The 13,752-nt window shown below is 63.7% G+C and carries 14 protein-coding genes; 3 read left to right on the forward strand and 11 right to left on the reverse strand.

Going from position 1 to position 13,752, the window contains the following annotated elements:
- The 7 genes from AC3A43_RS15875 to AC3A43_RS15905 form a co-directional block, all read right to left on the reverse strand.
- Positions 1–732: a SufD family Fe-S cluster assembly protein gene (locus tag AC3A43_RS15875; protein WP_487793515.1), complete on the reverse strand. Its 732-nt coding sequence runs from the start codon at positions 730–732 to the stop codon at positions 1–3.
- Positions 729–1,472 carry a Fe-S cluster assembly ATPase SufC gene (gene sufC, locus AC3A43_RS15880; RefSeq protein ID WP_487793516.1) on the reverse strand — a complete coding sequence of 248 codons (744 nt, stop codon included), beginning with the start codon at positions 1,470–1,472 and terminating at the stop codon, positions 729–731. The genes AC3A43_RS15875 and sufC overlap by 4 nt, the downstream gene beginning before the upstream one ends.
- Positions 1,459–1,728: a hypothetical protein gene (locus AC3A43_RS15885; protein ID WP_487793517.1), complete on the reverse strand. Its 270-nt coding sequence runs from the start codon at positions 1,726–1,728 to the stop codon at positions 1,459–1,461. The genes sufC and AC3A43_RS15885 overlap by 14 nt, the downstream gene beginning before the upstream one ends.
- Complete coding sequence (gene sufB, locus AC3A43_RS15890; RefSeq protein WP_487793518.1) at positions 1,725–3,212, reverse strand: Fe-S cluster assembly protein SufB; 1,488 nt, start codon at positions 3,210–3,212, stop codon at positions 1,725–1,727. The genes AC3A43_RS15885 and sufB overlap by 4 nt, the downstream gene beginning before the upstream one ends.
- Positions 3,209–3,670, reverse strand: coding sequence for an SUF system Fe-S cluster assembly regulator (locus tag AC3A43_RS15895; protein ID WP_487793519.1), 462 nt, complete (start codon positions 3,668–3,670; stop codon positions 3,209–3,211). Before AC3A43_RS15895 ends, sufB begins: the two co-directional genes overlap by 4 nt.
- 263 nt (positions 3,671–3,933) lie before the next feature.
- Positions 3,934–4,821 carry an AraC family transcriptional regulator gene (locus AC3A43_RS15900; RefSeq protein ID WP_487793520.1) on the reverse strand — a complete coding sequence of 296 codons (888 nt, stop codon included), beginning with the start codon at positions 4,819–4,821 and terminating at the stop codon, positions 3,934–3,936.
- Between the two features lie 101 nt (positions 4,822–4,922).
- The gene (locus AC3A43_RS15905) at positions 4,923–6,743 is read right to left on the reverse strand and encodes a DUF885 domain-containing protein (protein WP_487793521.1); all 1,821 of its coding nucleotides are present in this window, start codon (positions 6,741–6,743) and stop codon (positions 4,923–4,925) included.
- 69 nt (positions 6,744–6,812) lie between these two features.
- Between AC3A43_RS15905 and AC3A43_RS15910 the strand changes: the two genes are divergently transcribed.
- From AC3A43_RS15910 to AC3A43_RS15920, 3 genes are all read left to right on the forward strand, one after another.
- Entirely contained in the window at positions 6,813–7,880 is a 1,068-nt protein-coding gene (locus AC3A43_RS15910; RefSeq protein ID WP_487793522.1) for a quinone-dependent dihydroorotate dehydrogenase, read from the forward strand.
- Between the two features lie 72 nt (positions 7,881–7,952).
- Entirely contained in the window at positions 7,953–9,644 is a 1,692-nt protein-coding gene (gene ggt / locus AC3A43_RS15915) for a gamma-glutamyltransferase (RefSeq protein WP_487793784.1), read from the forward strand.
- Between the two features lie 49 nt (positions 9,645–9,693).
- On the forward strand, positions 9,694–11,499 hold the full coding sequence (locus AC3A43_RS15920) for an AMP-dependent synthetase/ligase (protein WP_487793523.1): 1,806 nt from the start codon (positions 9,694–9,696) through the stop codon (positions 11,497–11,499).
- A gap of 77 nt (positions 11,500–11,576) precedes the next feature.
- Here the strand turns inward: AC3A43_RS15920 and AC3A43_RS15925 are convergent, their stop codons facing one another.
- The 4 genes from AC3A43_RS15925 to AC3A43_RS15940 form a co-directional block, all read right to left on the reverse strand.
- Complete coding sequence (locus AC3A43_RS15925) at positions 11,577–12,026, reverse strand: hypothetical protein (RefSeq protein ID WP_487793524.1); 450 nt, start codon at positions 12,024–12,026, stop codon at positions 11,577–11,579.
- A gap of 64 nt (positions 12,027–12,090) precedes the next feature.
- Complete coding sequence (gene gloB, locus AC3A43_RS15930) at positions 12,091–12,819, reverse strand: hydroxyacylglutathione hydrolase (protein ID WP_487793525.1); 729 nt, start codon at positions 12,817–12,819, stop codon at positions 12,091–12,093.
- Between the two features lie 59 nt (positions 12,820–12,878).
- Positions 12,879–13,295 carry a VOC family protein gene (locus AC3A43_RS15935; protein WP_487793526.1) on the reverse strand — a complete coding sequence of 139 codons (417 nt, stop codon included), beginning with the start codon at positions 13,293–13,295 and terminating at the stop codon, positions 12,879–12,881.
- 10 nt (positions 13,296–13,305) lie between these two features.
- Complete coding sequence (locus AC3A43_RS15940; protein WP_487793527.1) at positions 13,306–13,743, reverse strand: VOC family protein; 438 nt, start codon at positions 13,741–13,743, stop codon at positions 13,306–13,308.
- Positions 13,744–13,752: the final 9 nt, after the last annotated feature.

A 13,752-nucleotide genomic window follows, 5' to 3' on the forward strand; every position in this document is an offset into this window, starting at 1 on the left:
TCACACCAACTCTCCCAGCTTCGCCAGCGCAAGCGCCTGAAGCTTTTCCTCATCCTCGGCACCGTCGAACACGCCGGCGACGAACGCCTGCAGCATCAGCTTCTTCGCTTCGCCGGGCGGCAGTCCGCGCGACTGGAGATAATAAAGCGCCATCGCATCGAGCTCGCCGATCGCGCAGCCGTGTGCGCACTTCACATCGTCGGCGAAGATTTCGAGTTCGGGTTTGGCGTTGGCGGTCGCGCTGCGGTTCAGCAGCATCGCCTTCACATCCTGCGCGCTGTCGGTCTGCTGCGCATCGCGCGCCACCGCGACCTTGCCCAGATAGGTGCCGGTCGCCGTGCCGCCGAGTACCGATCGCACAACCTGCCGCGACGTCGCGCCGGGCTCGGCGTGGGTCACCGTGGTGACGACCTCGAGATTCTGCTCGCCGCCGCCGATCTGCGCCGCGCCGAGGTGGAAGTCGGCGCCCTCATGCAGCGTAACCGCGAGTTCGATGCGGCCATACGCGCCGCCGATATTGAGCACATGCAGCGAAGCCACCGCGCCCTTGCCGAGCACCAGTTCGATCTGCCGGATGTCGCCGGCGTCCTGCACGATCGCGCGTGCAAACTTGCCGCCTGCGGGCACAATGATGCTCTCGGGCGCGGGCAGCGGCCACGCCGCGGTCACCGCGTCGATGTCGCTATAGCGCCATGCTTCTTCGCGGCGCGAGGGGAGAGCGCTTAAGGTCAAGCCGCAATCTCCGCATAACCATGCGCTTCCAGCTCGCGCGCGAGTTCGGGCCCGCCCGACTTCACGATCCGGCCCGCGGCCAACACATGCACGAAATCGGGCTGCACATAGTCGAGCAGGCGCTGGTAATGCGTGATCAGCAGCACCGCCTTGTCGGGGCGCCGCATGATGCTGTTGATCCCGTCGCCGACGGTGCGCAGTGCGTCGATGTCGAGGCCGCTGTCGGTCTCGTCGAGGATCGCGAGCTTCGGATCGAGGATCCCCATCTGCACCATCTCGTTGCGCTTCTTCTCGCCGCCCGAAAAGCCGACGTTCACGGGGCGTTTGAGCATGTCCATGTCCATCTTGAGCAGCCCCGCCTTCTCGCGCGCCAGCTTCAGAAAGTCGCCGCCCGACAGCGGTTCCAGCCCGCGCGCCTTGCGCTGCGCATTGAGCGCCTCGCGCAGGAACTGGACGTTCGACACGCCGGGGATTTCGACCGGATACTGGAAGCCGAGGAACAGACCCGCCGCGGCGCGCTCGTGCGGCTCCATGTCGAGCAAATCCTGCCCGTTGAAGTCTACCGAACCGTCTGTAACTTCATAACCGGGCCGCCCGCCGAGGACATAGGACAGCGTCGACTTACCCGCGCCATTCGGCCCCATGATCGCATGGATTTCGCCCGCATTGATGCTGAGCGACAGCCCCTTCAGGATCGGCTTATCGGCGACGGTGGCGTGGAGGTTTTCAATTTTGAGCATCAGATTTCTCGGACTTCCGAAGCCGCCAGACAAGCAGCGCGGGGATAAAAAGGAGCGGCATGTAGACGATTGAATTTACACAAGCCCAAAGGAGCGTTCCGACGGTCTGATCCAGCAGATGCTCCGAATAGACGAATGGTGGCGGGTCAGGAATAATGCTGAAGTAACCGCGAAATCCCGAACCGATAATGAAAATGGGGATGCCGATGCAGAGCCAAATGGCCATGGCCACCTTGAACCAGAAGGGAGCTTTCATCCCACGCTCCCCTCAAGGCTGATCCCCAGCAACTTCTGCGCCTCGACCGCAAACTCCATCGGCAGCTGCTGCAGCACTTCCTTGGCAAAGCCATTCACGATCAGCGCCACCGCCTCTTCCTGCCCCAGCCCGCGCTGCATTGCGTAGAAGAGCTGGTCGTCGCTGATCTTGCTCGTCGTCGCTTCATGCTCGACGGTCGCGGTCGGGTTGCGGACTTCGATATAGGGAACGGTGTGTGCGCCGCTGAGCGACCCCAGCAGCAAGCTGTCGCACTGGGTGAAGTTGCGCACACCCTCGGCATTCGGCGCCACCCGCACGATCCCGCGATAGGTGTTGTTCGACTTGCCCGCGCTGATCCCCTTCGACACGATGGTCGAGCGGGTGCGCTTGCCATTGTGGATCATCTTGGTGCCGGTGTCGGCCTGCTGGTAATTGTTGGTGACCGCGACCGAATAGAATTCGCCGACGCTGTCGTCGCCGTTGAGCACGCAGCTCGGATATTTCCACGTGATCGCGCTGCCCGTTTCGACCTGCGTCCACGACACCTTGCTGCGCTTGCCCTGACACAGCGCGCGCTTGGTCACGAAATTATAGATGCCGCCCAGCCCCTCGGCATTGCCCGGATACCAGTTCTGCACGGTGCTATATTTGATCTCGGCATCGTCGAGCGTCACCAGCTCGACCACTGCGGCATGAAGCTGGTTCTCGTCGCGCATCGGCGCGGTGCAGCCCTCAAGGTACGAGACATAGGCGCCCTTGTCGGCGATGATCAGCGTCCGCTCGAACTGCCCCGTATTTTCGGCATTGATCCGGAAATAGGTGCTGAGCTCCATCGGGCAGCGCACGCCCTCGGGCACATAAACGAACGTGCCGTCCGAAAAGACCGCGCAGTTGAGCGCCGCGAAATAATTGTCGTGCATCGGCACAACCTTGCCGAGCCACTTCTTCACCAGCTCGGGATATTCGCGGATCGCTTCCGAGATCGAGAGGAAGATCACGCCCGCGCGCTTCAATTCCTCGCGGAAGGTCGTGGCGACGCTGACGCTGTCGAATACCGCATCGACCGCGACCTTGCGCGCGCCCTCGACCCCCGCGAGCACCTTTTGCTCCTCGATCGGGATGCCGAGCTTTTTGTAGACCTCGAGAATTTCGGGATCGACCTCGTCGAGGCTGCCGAGCTTGGGCTTCGGCTTCGGCGCCGCGTAATAATAGGCGTCCTGATAGTCGATCGGCGGCACGTTGAGCTTCGCCCAGTCGGGCGTCTCCATCGTCAACCAATGGCGAAACGCCTTCAGCCGCCAGTCGAGCATCCATTCGGGCTCGTTTTTCTTCGCCGAAATGAAGCGGACCGTATCCTCGGTCAGCCCCTTGGGTGCAAAATCGGTCTCGATGGTCGAGGACCAGCCATGCTCATAATCGGCGACCTTCGCCGCGGCATCGTGCGCGGCCTGGTCTTTCACGGGGGTATCGGTGCTGTCGGTCATATTCTGATCTCGTCGCCGGCCAATGCCGGGATCGGCGGAGGGGAGGACTGCTTGGGGGCGACACTCAGGGTCGCGAGGCTGATATCTTGCAACGCCCCGCGCACGGCGCCGTTCACGACGCCCCAATGCGGCTGCACCTTGCAGCTGCCCTCGAGCGAGCAATCGTGGCGCCCTTCGGCAACGCATGCGGTCAGCGCGATCGGTCCTTCGACCGCCTCGATGATATCGGCGACGCTGATCGCCGCTGCGGGCCGTGCGAGCCGGACCCCGCCGCCGCTGCCGCGCGACGCGACGAGCAGGCCGGCACGCGCGAGCTGGCTCACCAGCTTCTGCGCGGTCGGCCCCGGAATGCCCGTCTGCTCGGCCAGCATGCCCGCGTGAATCGGCACCGACCCGCACTGGCGCGCGGCGGCGCTCATCAGCACAACGGCATAATCGGCAAGGTTCGACAGGCGCATGAAATTGCGAACGATTCTTAACTGGAGTGATTTACTCCACTTATATAGGCAAAGCCGAAGAAGGGTGCAAGGCGCGGTGCCGGGCCAAAAAAAAGGCACCCATCCGGCCAAAGCCAAATGAGTGCCAAGATGAAGGTCTCAAGTCCTCGTCCGAGGATGAGCTCTTCTGGGTCGCAGGGGGGAATTATGCCCCCGCGATGATTCGCGATTGGATGAAAACGCCAAAACGACGGGACAGATAATTTTCGAAGGTTAACGGCCGCTCAGGTCTCGGAGACGAGCGGGCTGACCTTGCCGGCGAGCTGCTTGCGGCCTTTCGTGGTCGCCTCGGTATAGCTGGTCGGCTTGCCAAGCTGGCCGGGCGTCGCCCCGGCAAAGCGCTTGATCTCGCGGATCAGGTGCGACTGGTCGTAAAAAGCATCGCCAAGCTGCGCGGCGTCGAGCCCTTCGCCGCGTGCCAATGCCGATGCGGCGCGCACCGCACGATATTTGCGCGCGAGCATCCGCGGCGACAGTCCGTAATAATGTTTCGTCATCCGCTCGACCGAACGGATCGACATGCCCGTCGCCTCGACCAGTTCGGGCACCTGCGGCGATGATGATGCGGTCAGCCAGCCATCGACGGTGCGGATGAACCACATCGGCGGCCGTTCGTTGCGCGTCAGCACCTCGCGCGCGAAATTATTGCCGATGACCAGCTTCTCCTCGACGCTGGCGGCATTTTCCAGCGCGGTTGCAACCTCGTCCATCCAGGGGCCGAACAGATCGGCGGCGTCCATCGCGCGATCGGTCAGCTTGTCGGCCTCGTCGCCCATCAGCGCACCCCAGCCCGCGGGCAACATGCCAAAGCCGAACAATTGCGCCGGACCGCGGTTGATTGCCCGAACGCGCCCGCTCGTCGGTCCGACGATGTTCGCGCGGCAAACGGTCGACTGGTGGCCGTCGGCGAAAATATACTCGCCGTCGGCATTGGTGACGAAGCGGAACTGCGGGCGGTCGGCGCGCTCATATTCGTCGAAGTTCGGCATGTTGATGCGCGCGAAATAGAAACTCGACACCATTTCCGCCAGATCGGGATCGGGCGGGAAATAATGCAGTTCGAACGGCACGCTGCCGTCGACGCCCACAGGCGAGGAAGATGATTGCGACATGACAGACCCAGACCTTGGCAACCGTGACCCGGCAGCCTTATTTTCTGGACCAAATCATTTGCGTTTCATCCCCGCGCGTCAAGCGGCAATCGTCAATTTTCTTAACCCTTCTGCGCCGCGATCCAGACATCGACGCGCCGTTCGAGCACGTCGAGCGGCACCGGACCCGATTCGAGCACGACGTCGTGAAAGCTACGGAAATCGAACTTGTCGCCGAGCGCCGTCTGCGCGCGGCCGCGCAGTTCCATGATCTTGAGCTTGCCGATCAGATAGGCGGTCGCCTGTCCGGGATAGACGATATAGCGCTCGATTGCCTTTTCGATATCGCCGTCGGGGTTTGGCGTATTGCCCTTCAGATATTGGATCGCCTGCTCGCGGGTCCAGCGCTTGTCGTGGATTCCGGTGTCGACGACGAGGCGGCACGCGCGCCACAGCTCCATGCCCAACCGCCCGAAATCGCTGTAGGGATCGGTGTAGAAGCCCATATCCTTGCCGAGTTCCTCGGTATAAAGGCCCCAACCCTCGGTATAGGCGGTGAAGCCGCCAAAGCGGCGGAACGGCGGCAGGCCGGTCAGCTCGGTCTGCACCGCACGCTGGAGGTGATGGCCGGGGACACCCTCATGATAGGCAAGCGCCTCGAGCTCGGTCTTCGACATGTCGCGCAGATCGAACAGGTTCACATAATAGATGCCGGGGCGCGATCCGTCGGGCGAGGGCGAGGAATAGAACGCCTTGCCCGCCGATTTCTCGCGAAACGCCTCGACCGCTTTCACCTGCAATGCCGCCTTGGGCAGCGTGTTGAAGAAGGCTGGCAGGCGCGCTTCCATCGCCTTCACCTTGGCGTCGACGTCGGCAAGATAGGCCTCGCGGGTCGTGTAATAATATTGCGGGCTCGTCCGCAGATGCGCGAAGAATTGCTGCAGCGTTCCCTTGAATCCGACTTTCGCCATGATCGTCTTCATCTCGCCGTGGATGCGTGCGACTTCGGACAGGCCAAGATCGTGGATCTGCGCCGCGGTCATATCGGTCGTCGTGTAGTTCGACAGCAGCGCCTCATAATAGGCCTTGCCATCGGGCAGACGCCAGACGCCGTCCTGCGTCGGGGCACTCGCCTGCTGACGCTTCATCTCGGCGAGCAGCCGGCCATAGGCAGGGCCGGCGCTTTCGGTCCACGCCGTCTTCGCCGCGCCGATCAGCCGCGCCTTTTCGGCCGCGTCGATGTCCAGCTTGCCGACCTTCGCAATGATGTCCTCGATCATGGCATTGTCGGGCTTTTGCAGATTGCCGATGTCGGAGATCAGATAGGTATAGACCCACTTCGGCGGCTGGATGCCCTTCGTGGCGCGTTCGGCCGACTGCGCCGACAGCGCGTCGAGGGTGGGGCCAAGCCCGCGGATGCGCTCGATATAGGCTTCGGCCTCGGCGGCATCGGCGACGCGGTGGATGTTGATCAGGAACGCGGGCATCTGGCTTTGCGCGCCATTCATCTGGTCGAAGACATAGCCATGGTCGCGGAACGGGAACAGACGATCTGCGCGCGCGGCCTGCGTGTTGAACAGCTCGAACGACAGCGCTTCGTCGGCGGTCAGCGTCGCGGGATCATAGCTCCCGCGCATCGCGGCGGCGGTCGCCTGCTGCAGCTTGTGGTTCGCGACGGCAGTTTCGTCCGAAACATCGTTCCATTTGCCATAATCGCCATCGCGAATCCCACGGCGCGCCTTGGATTCGGGCGAGAGCGACAGCTGCGCCGCATCATAATTGTCAAAGAATTGCGCGAGGTTCGCACCGGCCGGCACGGCATCGGGCGCGGGCGCCGCAGCGACGGTGACGGGCGCGTCCTGTACCGCGGCGGGCGCACAGCCCGCCACCGCAAGCAGCGCGAGGCCGGTGGACAGGCGAGCGACAATTTTGAGATGCGACACGAATTTCTCCCGGTTTTTCCGATGTGGCAGGGGCTTGCCATAGCGCCATCGCGCGCGCAATGGCGGCGCATGTCGCTCTTCGCTTCGCTCACCGACACCGCCTATGCGCTCGTCCGTCCGGTCGTCCACGCCACCGATGGCGAGGCCGCGCACAATCTGACGCTCAGCGCGCTCCAGCCTTTGCCGCGCGCGCGGCATGCGCTGACCAGCCCGGTGCTTGCGACCGAGTTGGCGGGGCTCCATTTTCCCAACCCGGTCGGTCTTGCGCCGGGCTTCGACAAGGATGCGCGCGTTGCGCATGTGATGCCGCATTTCGGTTTCGGCTTCGTCGAGGTCGGCACGCTGACCCCGCTGCCGCAGGACGGCAACCCGCGCCCGCGGCTGTTCCGGCTGGTCGAGGATCAGGCGGTGATCAACCGCATGGGCTTCAACAACGGTGGGCAGGCAAAGGCGGCCGAGCGTATCCAATGCCTGCGCCGCTATGGCCTGCCGGTGCCGCTTGGGATCAACATCGGCGCGAACAAGGACAGCGCTGACCGCATCGCCGACTATGCAAAGGGCACCGCCGCGATGGCGCCGCTTGCCGATTATCTGACGGTCAACATCAGCTCGCCCAACACGCCCGGCCTCCGCGCCTTGCAGGACAAGGGATCGCTCGAAGCCCTGCTCGACGGTGTTGCCGCGGCGCAGCCCGTGGGCGCGGCCAAACCCGTGTTCCTCAAGGTCGCGCCCGATCTCGAACCCGCCGACATCGACGACATCGTCGCGGTGGCGTTCGACAAAGGGCTCGCCGCCGTCATCGTCTCGAACACCACCATCGTGCGCCCGGCGCTCGCGTCGCGGCATGCCGACGAAGCGGGCGGCCTCTCGGGTGCGCCGCTCGCGGGACTGGCACTGCAGCGGGTGAGGGACTTTCGCGCCGCGAGCGGGGGCAAGCTGCCGCTCGTCGCCGCAGGGGGAATCGCTTCGGCGGATCAGGCGTGGGAGCGTATCCGCGCGGGCGCCAGCCTGGTCCAGATCTATTCGGCGATGGTCTATGAAGGCCCCGGCCTCGCGAGCCGGATTGCGCATGGCCTGGAAAAACTGGCGGCGCGCGACGGTTTTGTCCGCGTCGCCGACGCGGTGGGAACGGAATAAGCGGCTCGCCCTCGGGCAGGCGGTAGGGAACAAGGGTTGCGCTCACTCACCCTGCGCGCCAATGTCGCGGGCATGTTGAAAAGATTCCTCCCGCTCGCCGCCCTTCTTTCCATCACCGTCTCCTCACCTGCGCTCGCGCAGGGCGTAACCTCGTCCGCCGATCCGCGCGCGACCGAGGCGGGACGCGAGATTTTGCATCAGGGCGGCACCGCCGCCGACGCCGCGGTCGCGATGGTCGCCGTGCTGACCCTTGTCGAACCGCAGTCGAGCGGGATCGGTGGCGGCGGCTTCATGGTCCATCATAATGCCAAGGACGGCAGCATCTCGACGATCGATGGCCGCGAAATGGCGCCCGCGTCGGCGAAGCCCGAACGCTTCCTTGGACCCGACGGCAAGGCGCGCGGCTATATGGACGTCATTCCCGGCGGGCTGTCGGTCGGCGTCCCGGGCAATGTGCGCCTGATGGAAATGGCGCACAAGAAATGGGGCAAGCTCGAATGGAAGGCGCTGTTCCAACCCGCGATCAAGCTTGCCGAAGAAGGCTTCCTCGTCACCCCCGCGCTCAACAACTGGCTCGTCCAGTTCGAGCCGATGTGGAAGGAGTTTCCCGCTCCGCAGGCGATCTATTATGTCGATGGCAAGCCGGCTCCGGTCGGCACGCGGATCAAGAACCCCGCTTATGCCAAGCTGCTCCGCGACATCGCGGCGCGCGGTCCCGACGCTTTCTACTCGGGCGCCAATGCCAAGGCGATCAGCGATGCGGTCGCCAACGCGCCGCGCCATCCGTCCCAGCTGACCGTCAAGGATATCGCCGCCTATAAGGCGAAAGAGCGCCCCGCGGTCTGCACGACTTACCGTGTCTACAAGGTTTGCGGCATGGGCCCGCCCTCGTCGGGTGCCACGACCGTTTTCGGCATCCTCGGCATGATCGAGGGCTGGGACATGAAGACGATGGGCAAGGATAATCCGATGAGCTGGCATCTGCTCTCGGAAGCGATGCAGCTCTCCTACGCCGATCGCGCCGCCTATCTTGGCGACGGCGATTTCGTCGATGTTCCGGTGAAGGGCCTGCTCGACAAGACCTATCTCGCCGAGCGCCGTCAGCTCATCTCGCCTTATGGTGCCGCGGGCAAATACGAACCGGGCACCCCGCCGGGCGCGAAGCCGCGCGCTGCCGCGCCGCCGGTGCAGGAGCAGGGAACGACGCATTTCGTCACCGTCGACAAGGACGGTAATCTCGTCTCGATGACCTCGACGATCGAAAGCATCTTCGGCAGCCAGCTGATGGCGAACGGCTATTTCCTCAACAATGAACTCACCGATTTCGACCTCGCGCCGACCGAGGGCGGCGTGCCGACCGCAAACCGCGTCGAAGCGGGGAAGCGTCCCTTGTCCTCGATGTCGCCGACGGTCGTTTACGGCCCCGACGGCAAGGTCGTGCTCGCAGTCGGTTCGGCGGGCGGCAAGCGCATCATCATGCATGTGACGAAGGTGCTCGTCGGCGTTCTCGACTGGGGCCTCGACGCCAAGCAGGCCATGGAGTTGCCGAACCTGTTCTACGGAAAGAACGGCGTGCTGATCGAAAATAACGCGGAAGGGCGGGCGATCGCCGCGAAGATGAAACCTTTCGGCTACAGCTTCACCGCGACCAGCCTCGGATCGAAGCTCAACGCGGTCGAGCGTACCACCGAAGGCTGGCGCGGCGCCGCCGATCCGCGTGGTCCGGGCAGCTCGTCGATCGACGGCGCACCCGCGCAGAATTAATCAACGATAACAAAACAGACGCAATATAATCTCCCTGGAGAGAGGCAGAATGAAGCTCGCAAACCCCCATCTCGACCATTTTCCGAGTCTGGTCGCGATGTTCTTCGACCGTGCGGTGCGCGGCGGCGAAGATCCCTTCCTGTGGCGCAAAGCCGATCGCGTCTGGCATCCGCTCAGCTGGCGGCAGGTGGCGAACCAGGTGGCGGCGCTCGCGCACAGCCTGCGCGAACTGGGGCTCAAGGACGGCGATCGGGTGGTGCTGGTCAGCGAAAATCGCCCCGAATGGTGCATCGCCGATCTTGCGATCATGGCCGCGGGTTGCATCACCGTGCCGACCTACACCACGAACACCGAACGCGACCACCAGCACATCCTCGACAACAGCGGCGCGAAGGCCGTGATCGTCTCGACTGCCAAGCTGGCACGCACGCTGATGCCCGCGGTGACGCGCTCCGACGCGCATATCGTCATTACGATGGAGAGCCTCCGCGTCGGCCAGCAGGGCGATGTCGCCATTCACGACTGGGACCCGCTCGTCGCGGGCGGCGAGGCATGGCTCGACGAAACCAGGGCCCGCGCCGCGACGATGACGCGCGACGACACCGCGTGCCTGATCTACACCAGCGGCACCGGCGGCGCCCCGCGAGGGGTCATGCAGCACCATGGCGCGATCCTGCACAACGCCGCAGGCGCGGCGGAAGTGCTCGTCAATGATTTCGGCATCGGCGACGAAGAAGTGTTCCTCTCCTTCCTGCCACTCAGCCACGCCTATGAGCATTCGGGGGGGCAGTTCCTGCCGATCATGGTCGGCGCGCAAATCTATTATAGCGAGGGCCTCGAAAAGCTCGTCTCGAACATCGAGGAGACGCGCCCGACGATCATGGTCGTCGTGCCGCGCCTGTTCGAGGTGATCCGTGCCCGCATGATCAAGTCGGTCGAAAAACAGGGCAAGCTCGCGAACTGGATGCTGAACCAGGCGCTCCGCGTCGGCGAAAAGGATTATGAGCGCCGGATGGGGGTGCTCGACCGGCCGGTCGACATCATCCTCGACAAATTGTTCCGCCCCAAGATCCAGAAACGTTTCGGCGGCCGGATGAAGGCCCTCGTCTCGGGCGGCGCGCCGCTCAATCCCGAAATCGGCGTCTTCTTCCACTCGATCGGGCTGACGCTGTTGCAAGGCTATGGCCAGACCGAGGCTGGCCCGGTGATCAGCTGCAACCGGCCGAGCGCCGGGATCAAGATGGACACCGTCGGCCCGCCGCTGATGAACACCGAAGTCCGCATCGCCGACGACGGTGAAATATTGGTGCGCGGCGAGCTGGTGATGAAGGGCTATTGGCGCAACAAGGCCGAAACCGAGCGCGTGCTCGTCGATGGCTGGCTGCACACCGGCGATATCGGCCATATCGACGACAAGGGCCGCATCGTCATCACCGACCGCAAAAAGGACCTGATCGTCAACGACAAGGGCGACAATGTCTCGCCGCAGCGCGTCGAGGGCATGCTGACGCTCCAGCCCGAAATCCTGCAGGCTATGGTTTATGGCGACAAGCGCCCGCACCTCGTCGGCATCCTCGTGCCCGATCCCGAATGGATGGCCGAATGGGCCGAGGTCGAGGGGCTGCCCAAGGACCTTTGCCGCCTGCGCGAGCATGAGAAGTTCCGCGCCGCGATCCGCGCCGCGGTCGACCGCGTCAACGGCCAGCTTTCGGTGATCGAAAAGGTCCGCAAATTCGACTTCGCCGACGAAGCCTTCACGATCGAGAATGAGCAAATGACGCCGTCGATGAAGATCCGGCGCCATATCCTGAAACAGGTTTACGAGGACAAGATCGCGGCCTTGTACAAGGCCTGATGTTTACAGAAGCAGGCGGGGGTGCGACCCGAAGAGCTCGGCGCAAACCGGTCCCCGCCTGCGGCTGAACCGATGGTTCAGCCAGCGTCCCCCGCCGGTTTGCGATAGGGGACGAATTCACCGAAAACACATGTCGGCCCGCGGATGCCGCTCGACCGGTCGACCAGATGGAAGAAATCGCCTTCACAGGTCGACGACCCGAACTGGCGCACCACCATGATGTCGCTGTCGCGCGCAAGACCGGGGCAGCTGCTCTTGAGGTCGTTGCGGTACACAAGATTGCCGCCCGATCGATAGAGCAGGATGCTGTCCGACACGCGGATCGTGTCGTTGCTGCGATAATTGGGCAGGCAGCGGAGCGGTTCGCCCGGAACCTTCCCCGATAGCTGCTTGTCGAGCCGTTCGGCCTGTTTCGGCGTCAGCGCGGCAGCACCGGGTTCGCCGGCCCCGGCGGGCGCGCAACTGGCGATCAGCGGCGCGGTCGCTGTCACCAGCAACGCGGCCCATATCAGCTTCAGTTTCGCCACGGAAATCTCCTTTGGAACAGGCAGGATAGCGCCGATAAAATGAATGATGGCTGAAGCTGCGACGTCATGCCGCATCCTTCAGGGCGCGGATCCGTCCGAGTTCGGCGGCGCTTGGTGCGCGCAAAAAGGGATTGGTCGCGCGCTCTTCGCCGATACTCGTCGGTACCGTAGCCTTGCCAGCTGCGCGCGCGGATTCAACCGCTGCAAGCCGCGCCGCGAGGGCAATATTGTCGGGATCGACCGTCACCGCAAAACGCGCGTTCGACAGCGTATATTCGTGCGCGCAATAAACGCGTGTCGCATCGTCGAGCGTGCCGAGTTTCTGCATATTGGCGAACATCTGCTCGGCGGTGCCCTCGAACAGGCGGCCGCAGCCCATCGCGAACATCGTGTCGCCGACAAAAATCGCGGCGTCGGCAGCGAAATGATAAGCGATGTGGCCGGCGGTGTGCGCAGGCACGTCCCACACGTCGGCGATATGCCCGCCCAGCCGCACTTGGTCGCCGCCCTTAACCTGCACATCCAGCGTCGGGATGCGCGCAAACTCTGCGGCCGGACCGGTGATGGTGCAGCCCGTCGCTTCCTTGATCGCCGCATTGCCGCCGGTGTGGTCGGGATGCCAGTGGGTGTTCCAGATATCGGTGATCGTCCAGCCGCGTTCCGCTGCGGCGGCAAGCACGGGATCGGCGACTGCGGGGTCGACGACCATCGTGGTCTTGCTGTCCGGATCATGGATCAGCCAGACATAATTATCGTTGAGAACGGGGATACGGACGATGTCCAGCGCAGCCATGATATCTCCTTTCCAGCGTCTCGCCCCCTCAAGACGGAGCGGCGGCGCCGGGGCCTTGGTCAGCCTGTTGCGGTCGTTAAGGCTTCATAGCCTTTGTCGTTGAACTCGATCAGGCAGAATCCGTTGCCGAACGGATCGGCGAACATCGCCTGTCTGCCATAGGGCAGCTCCAATGTCTCGCCCTCCTGAACCGCGCCCGCGGCAATGGCCTGCCGGACCGCATCATCAAGGTTGGAGACGGAAAAGTCGGGATGCACCGGCGTCCAGTGCCGGTTGTAGCGACGGAAATCGCCGCCGCCGGGGCCGATCGCGGACCCCGCGGGTTTGACGATCAGATAGATCGGCGCCTCGCACCCGGTCAGTTCGACGATATCGTCATCGAACCGCCGGGCCGCGGTCAGTCCCAACGCCCGTGTATAGAAATGCTCGCCAGTGGCGAGGTCGGGCACGTCGATGTTGATCAACAGGCCCGGCATCGCGCTTCTCTTACCAGACGCCGGTGTTGGGCATCGACGCCCAGGGCTCGGCGGGGGGCAGGTGGCCTTCCTGCAGCAGTTCGACCGAAATGCCGTCGGGCGAGCGCACGAACGCCATATGGCCATCGCGCGGCGGGCGGTTGATCGTCACGCCGGCGTCCATCAGCCGCTGGCACGTCGCGTAAATATCGTCGACGCGATATGCCAGATGCCCGAAATTGCGTCCGCCGCCATATTCTTCGGGCGCGCTGCCATCGGCGGGCGGCCAGTTATAGGTCAGCTCGACCTCGGCGACGTCACCCTGCCCGGGCGCGGCGAGAAAGATCAGGGTGAAGCGGCCGGCCTCATTGTCGAAACGGCGCACTTCCTCCAGCCCGATGAGCTTGAAGAAATCGACGGTCGCATCAGGATCCGACACGCGGATCATCGTGTGAAGATATTTGGTCATACGCCTATA

Source organism: Sphingopyxis sp. Soil_C_28 (assembly GCF_057657055.1).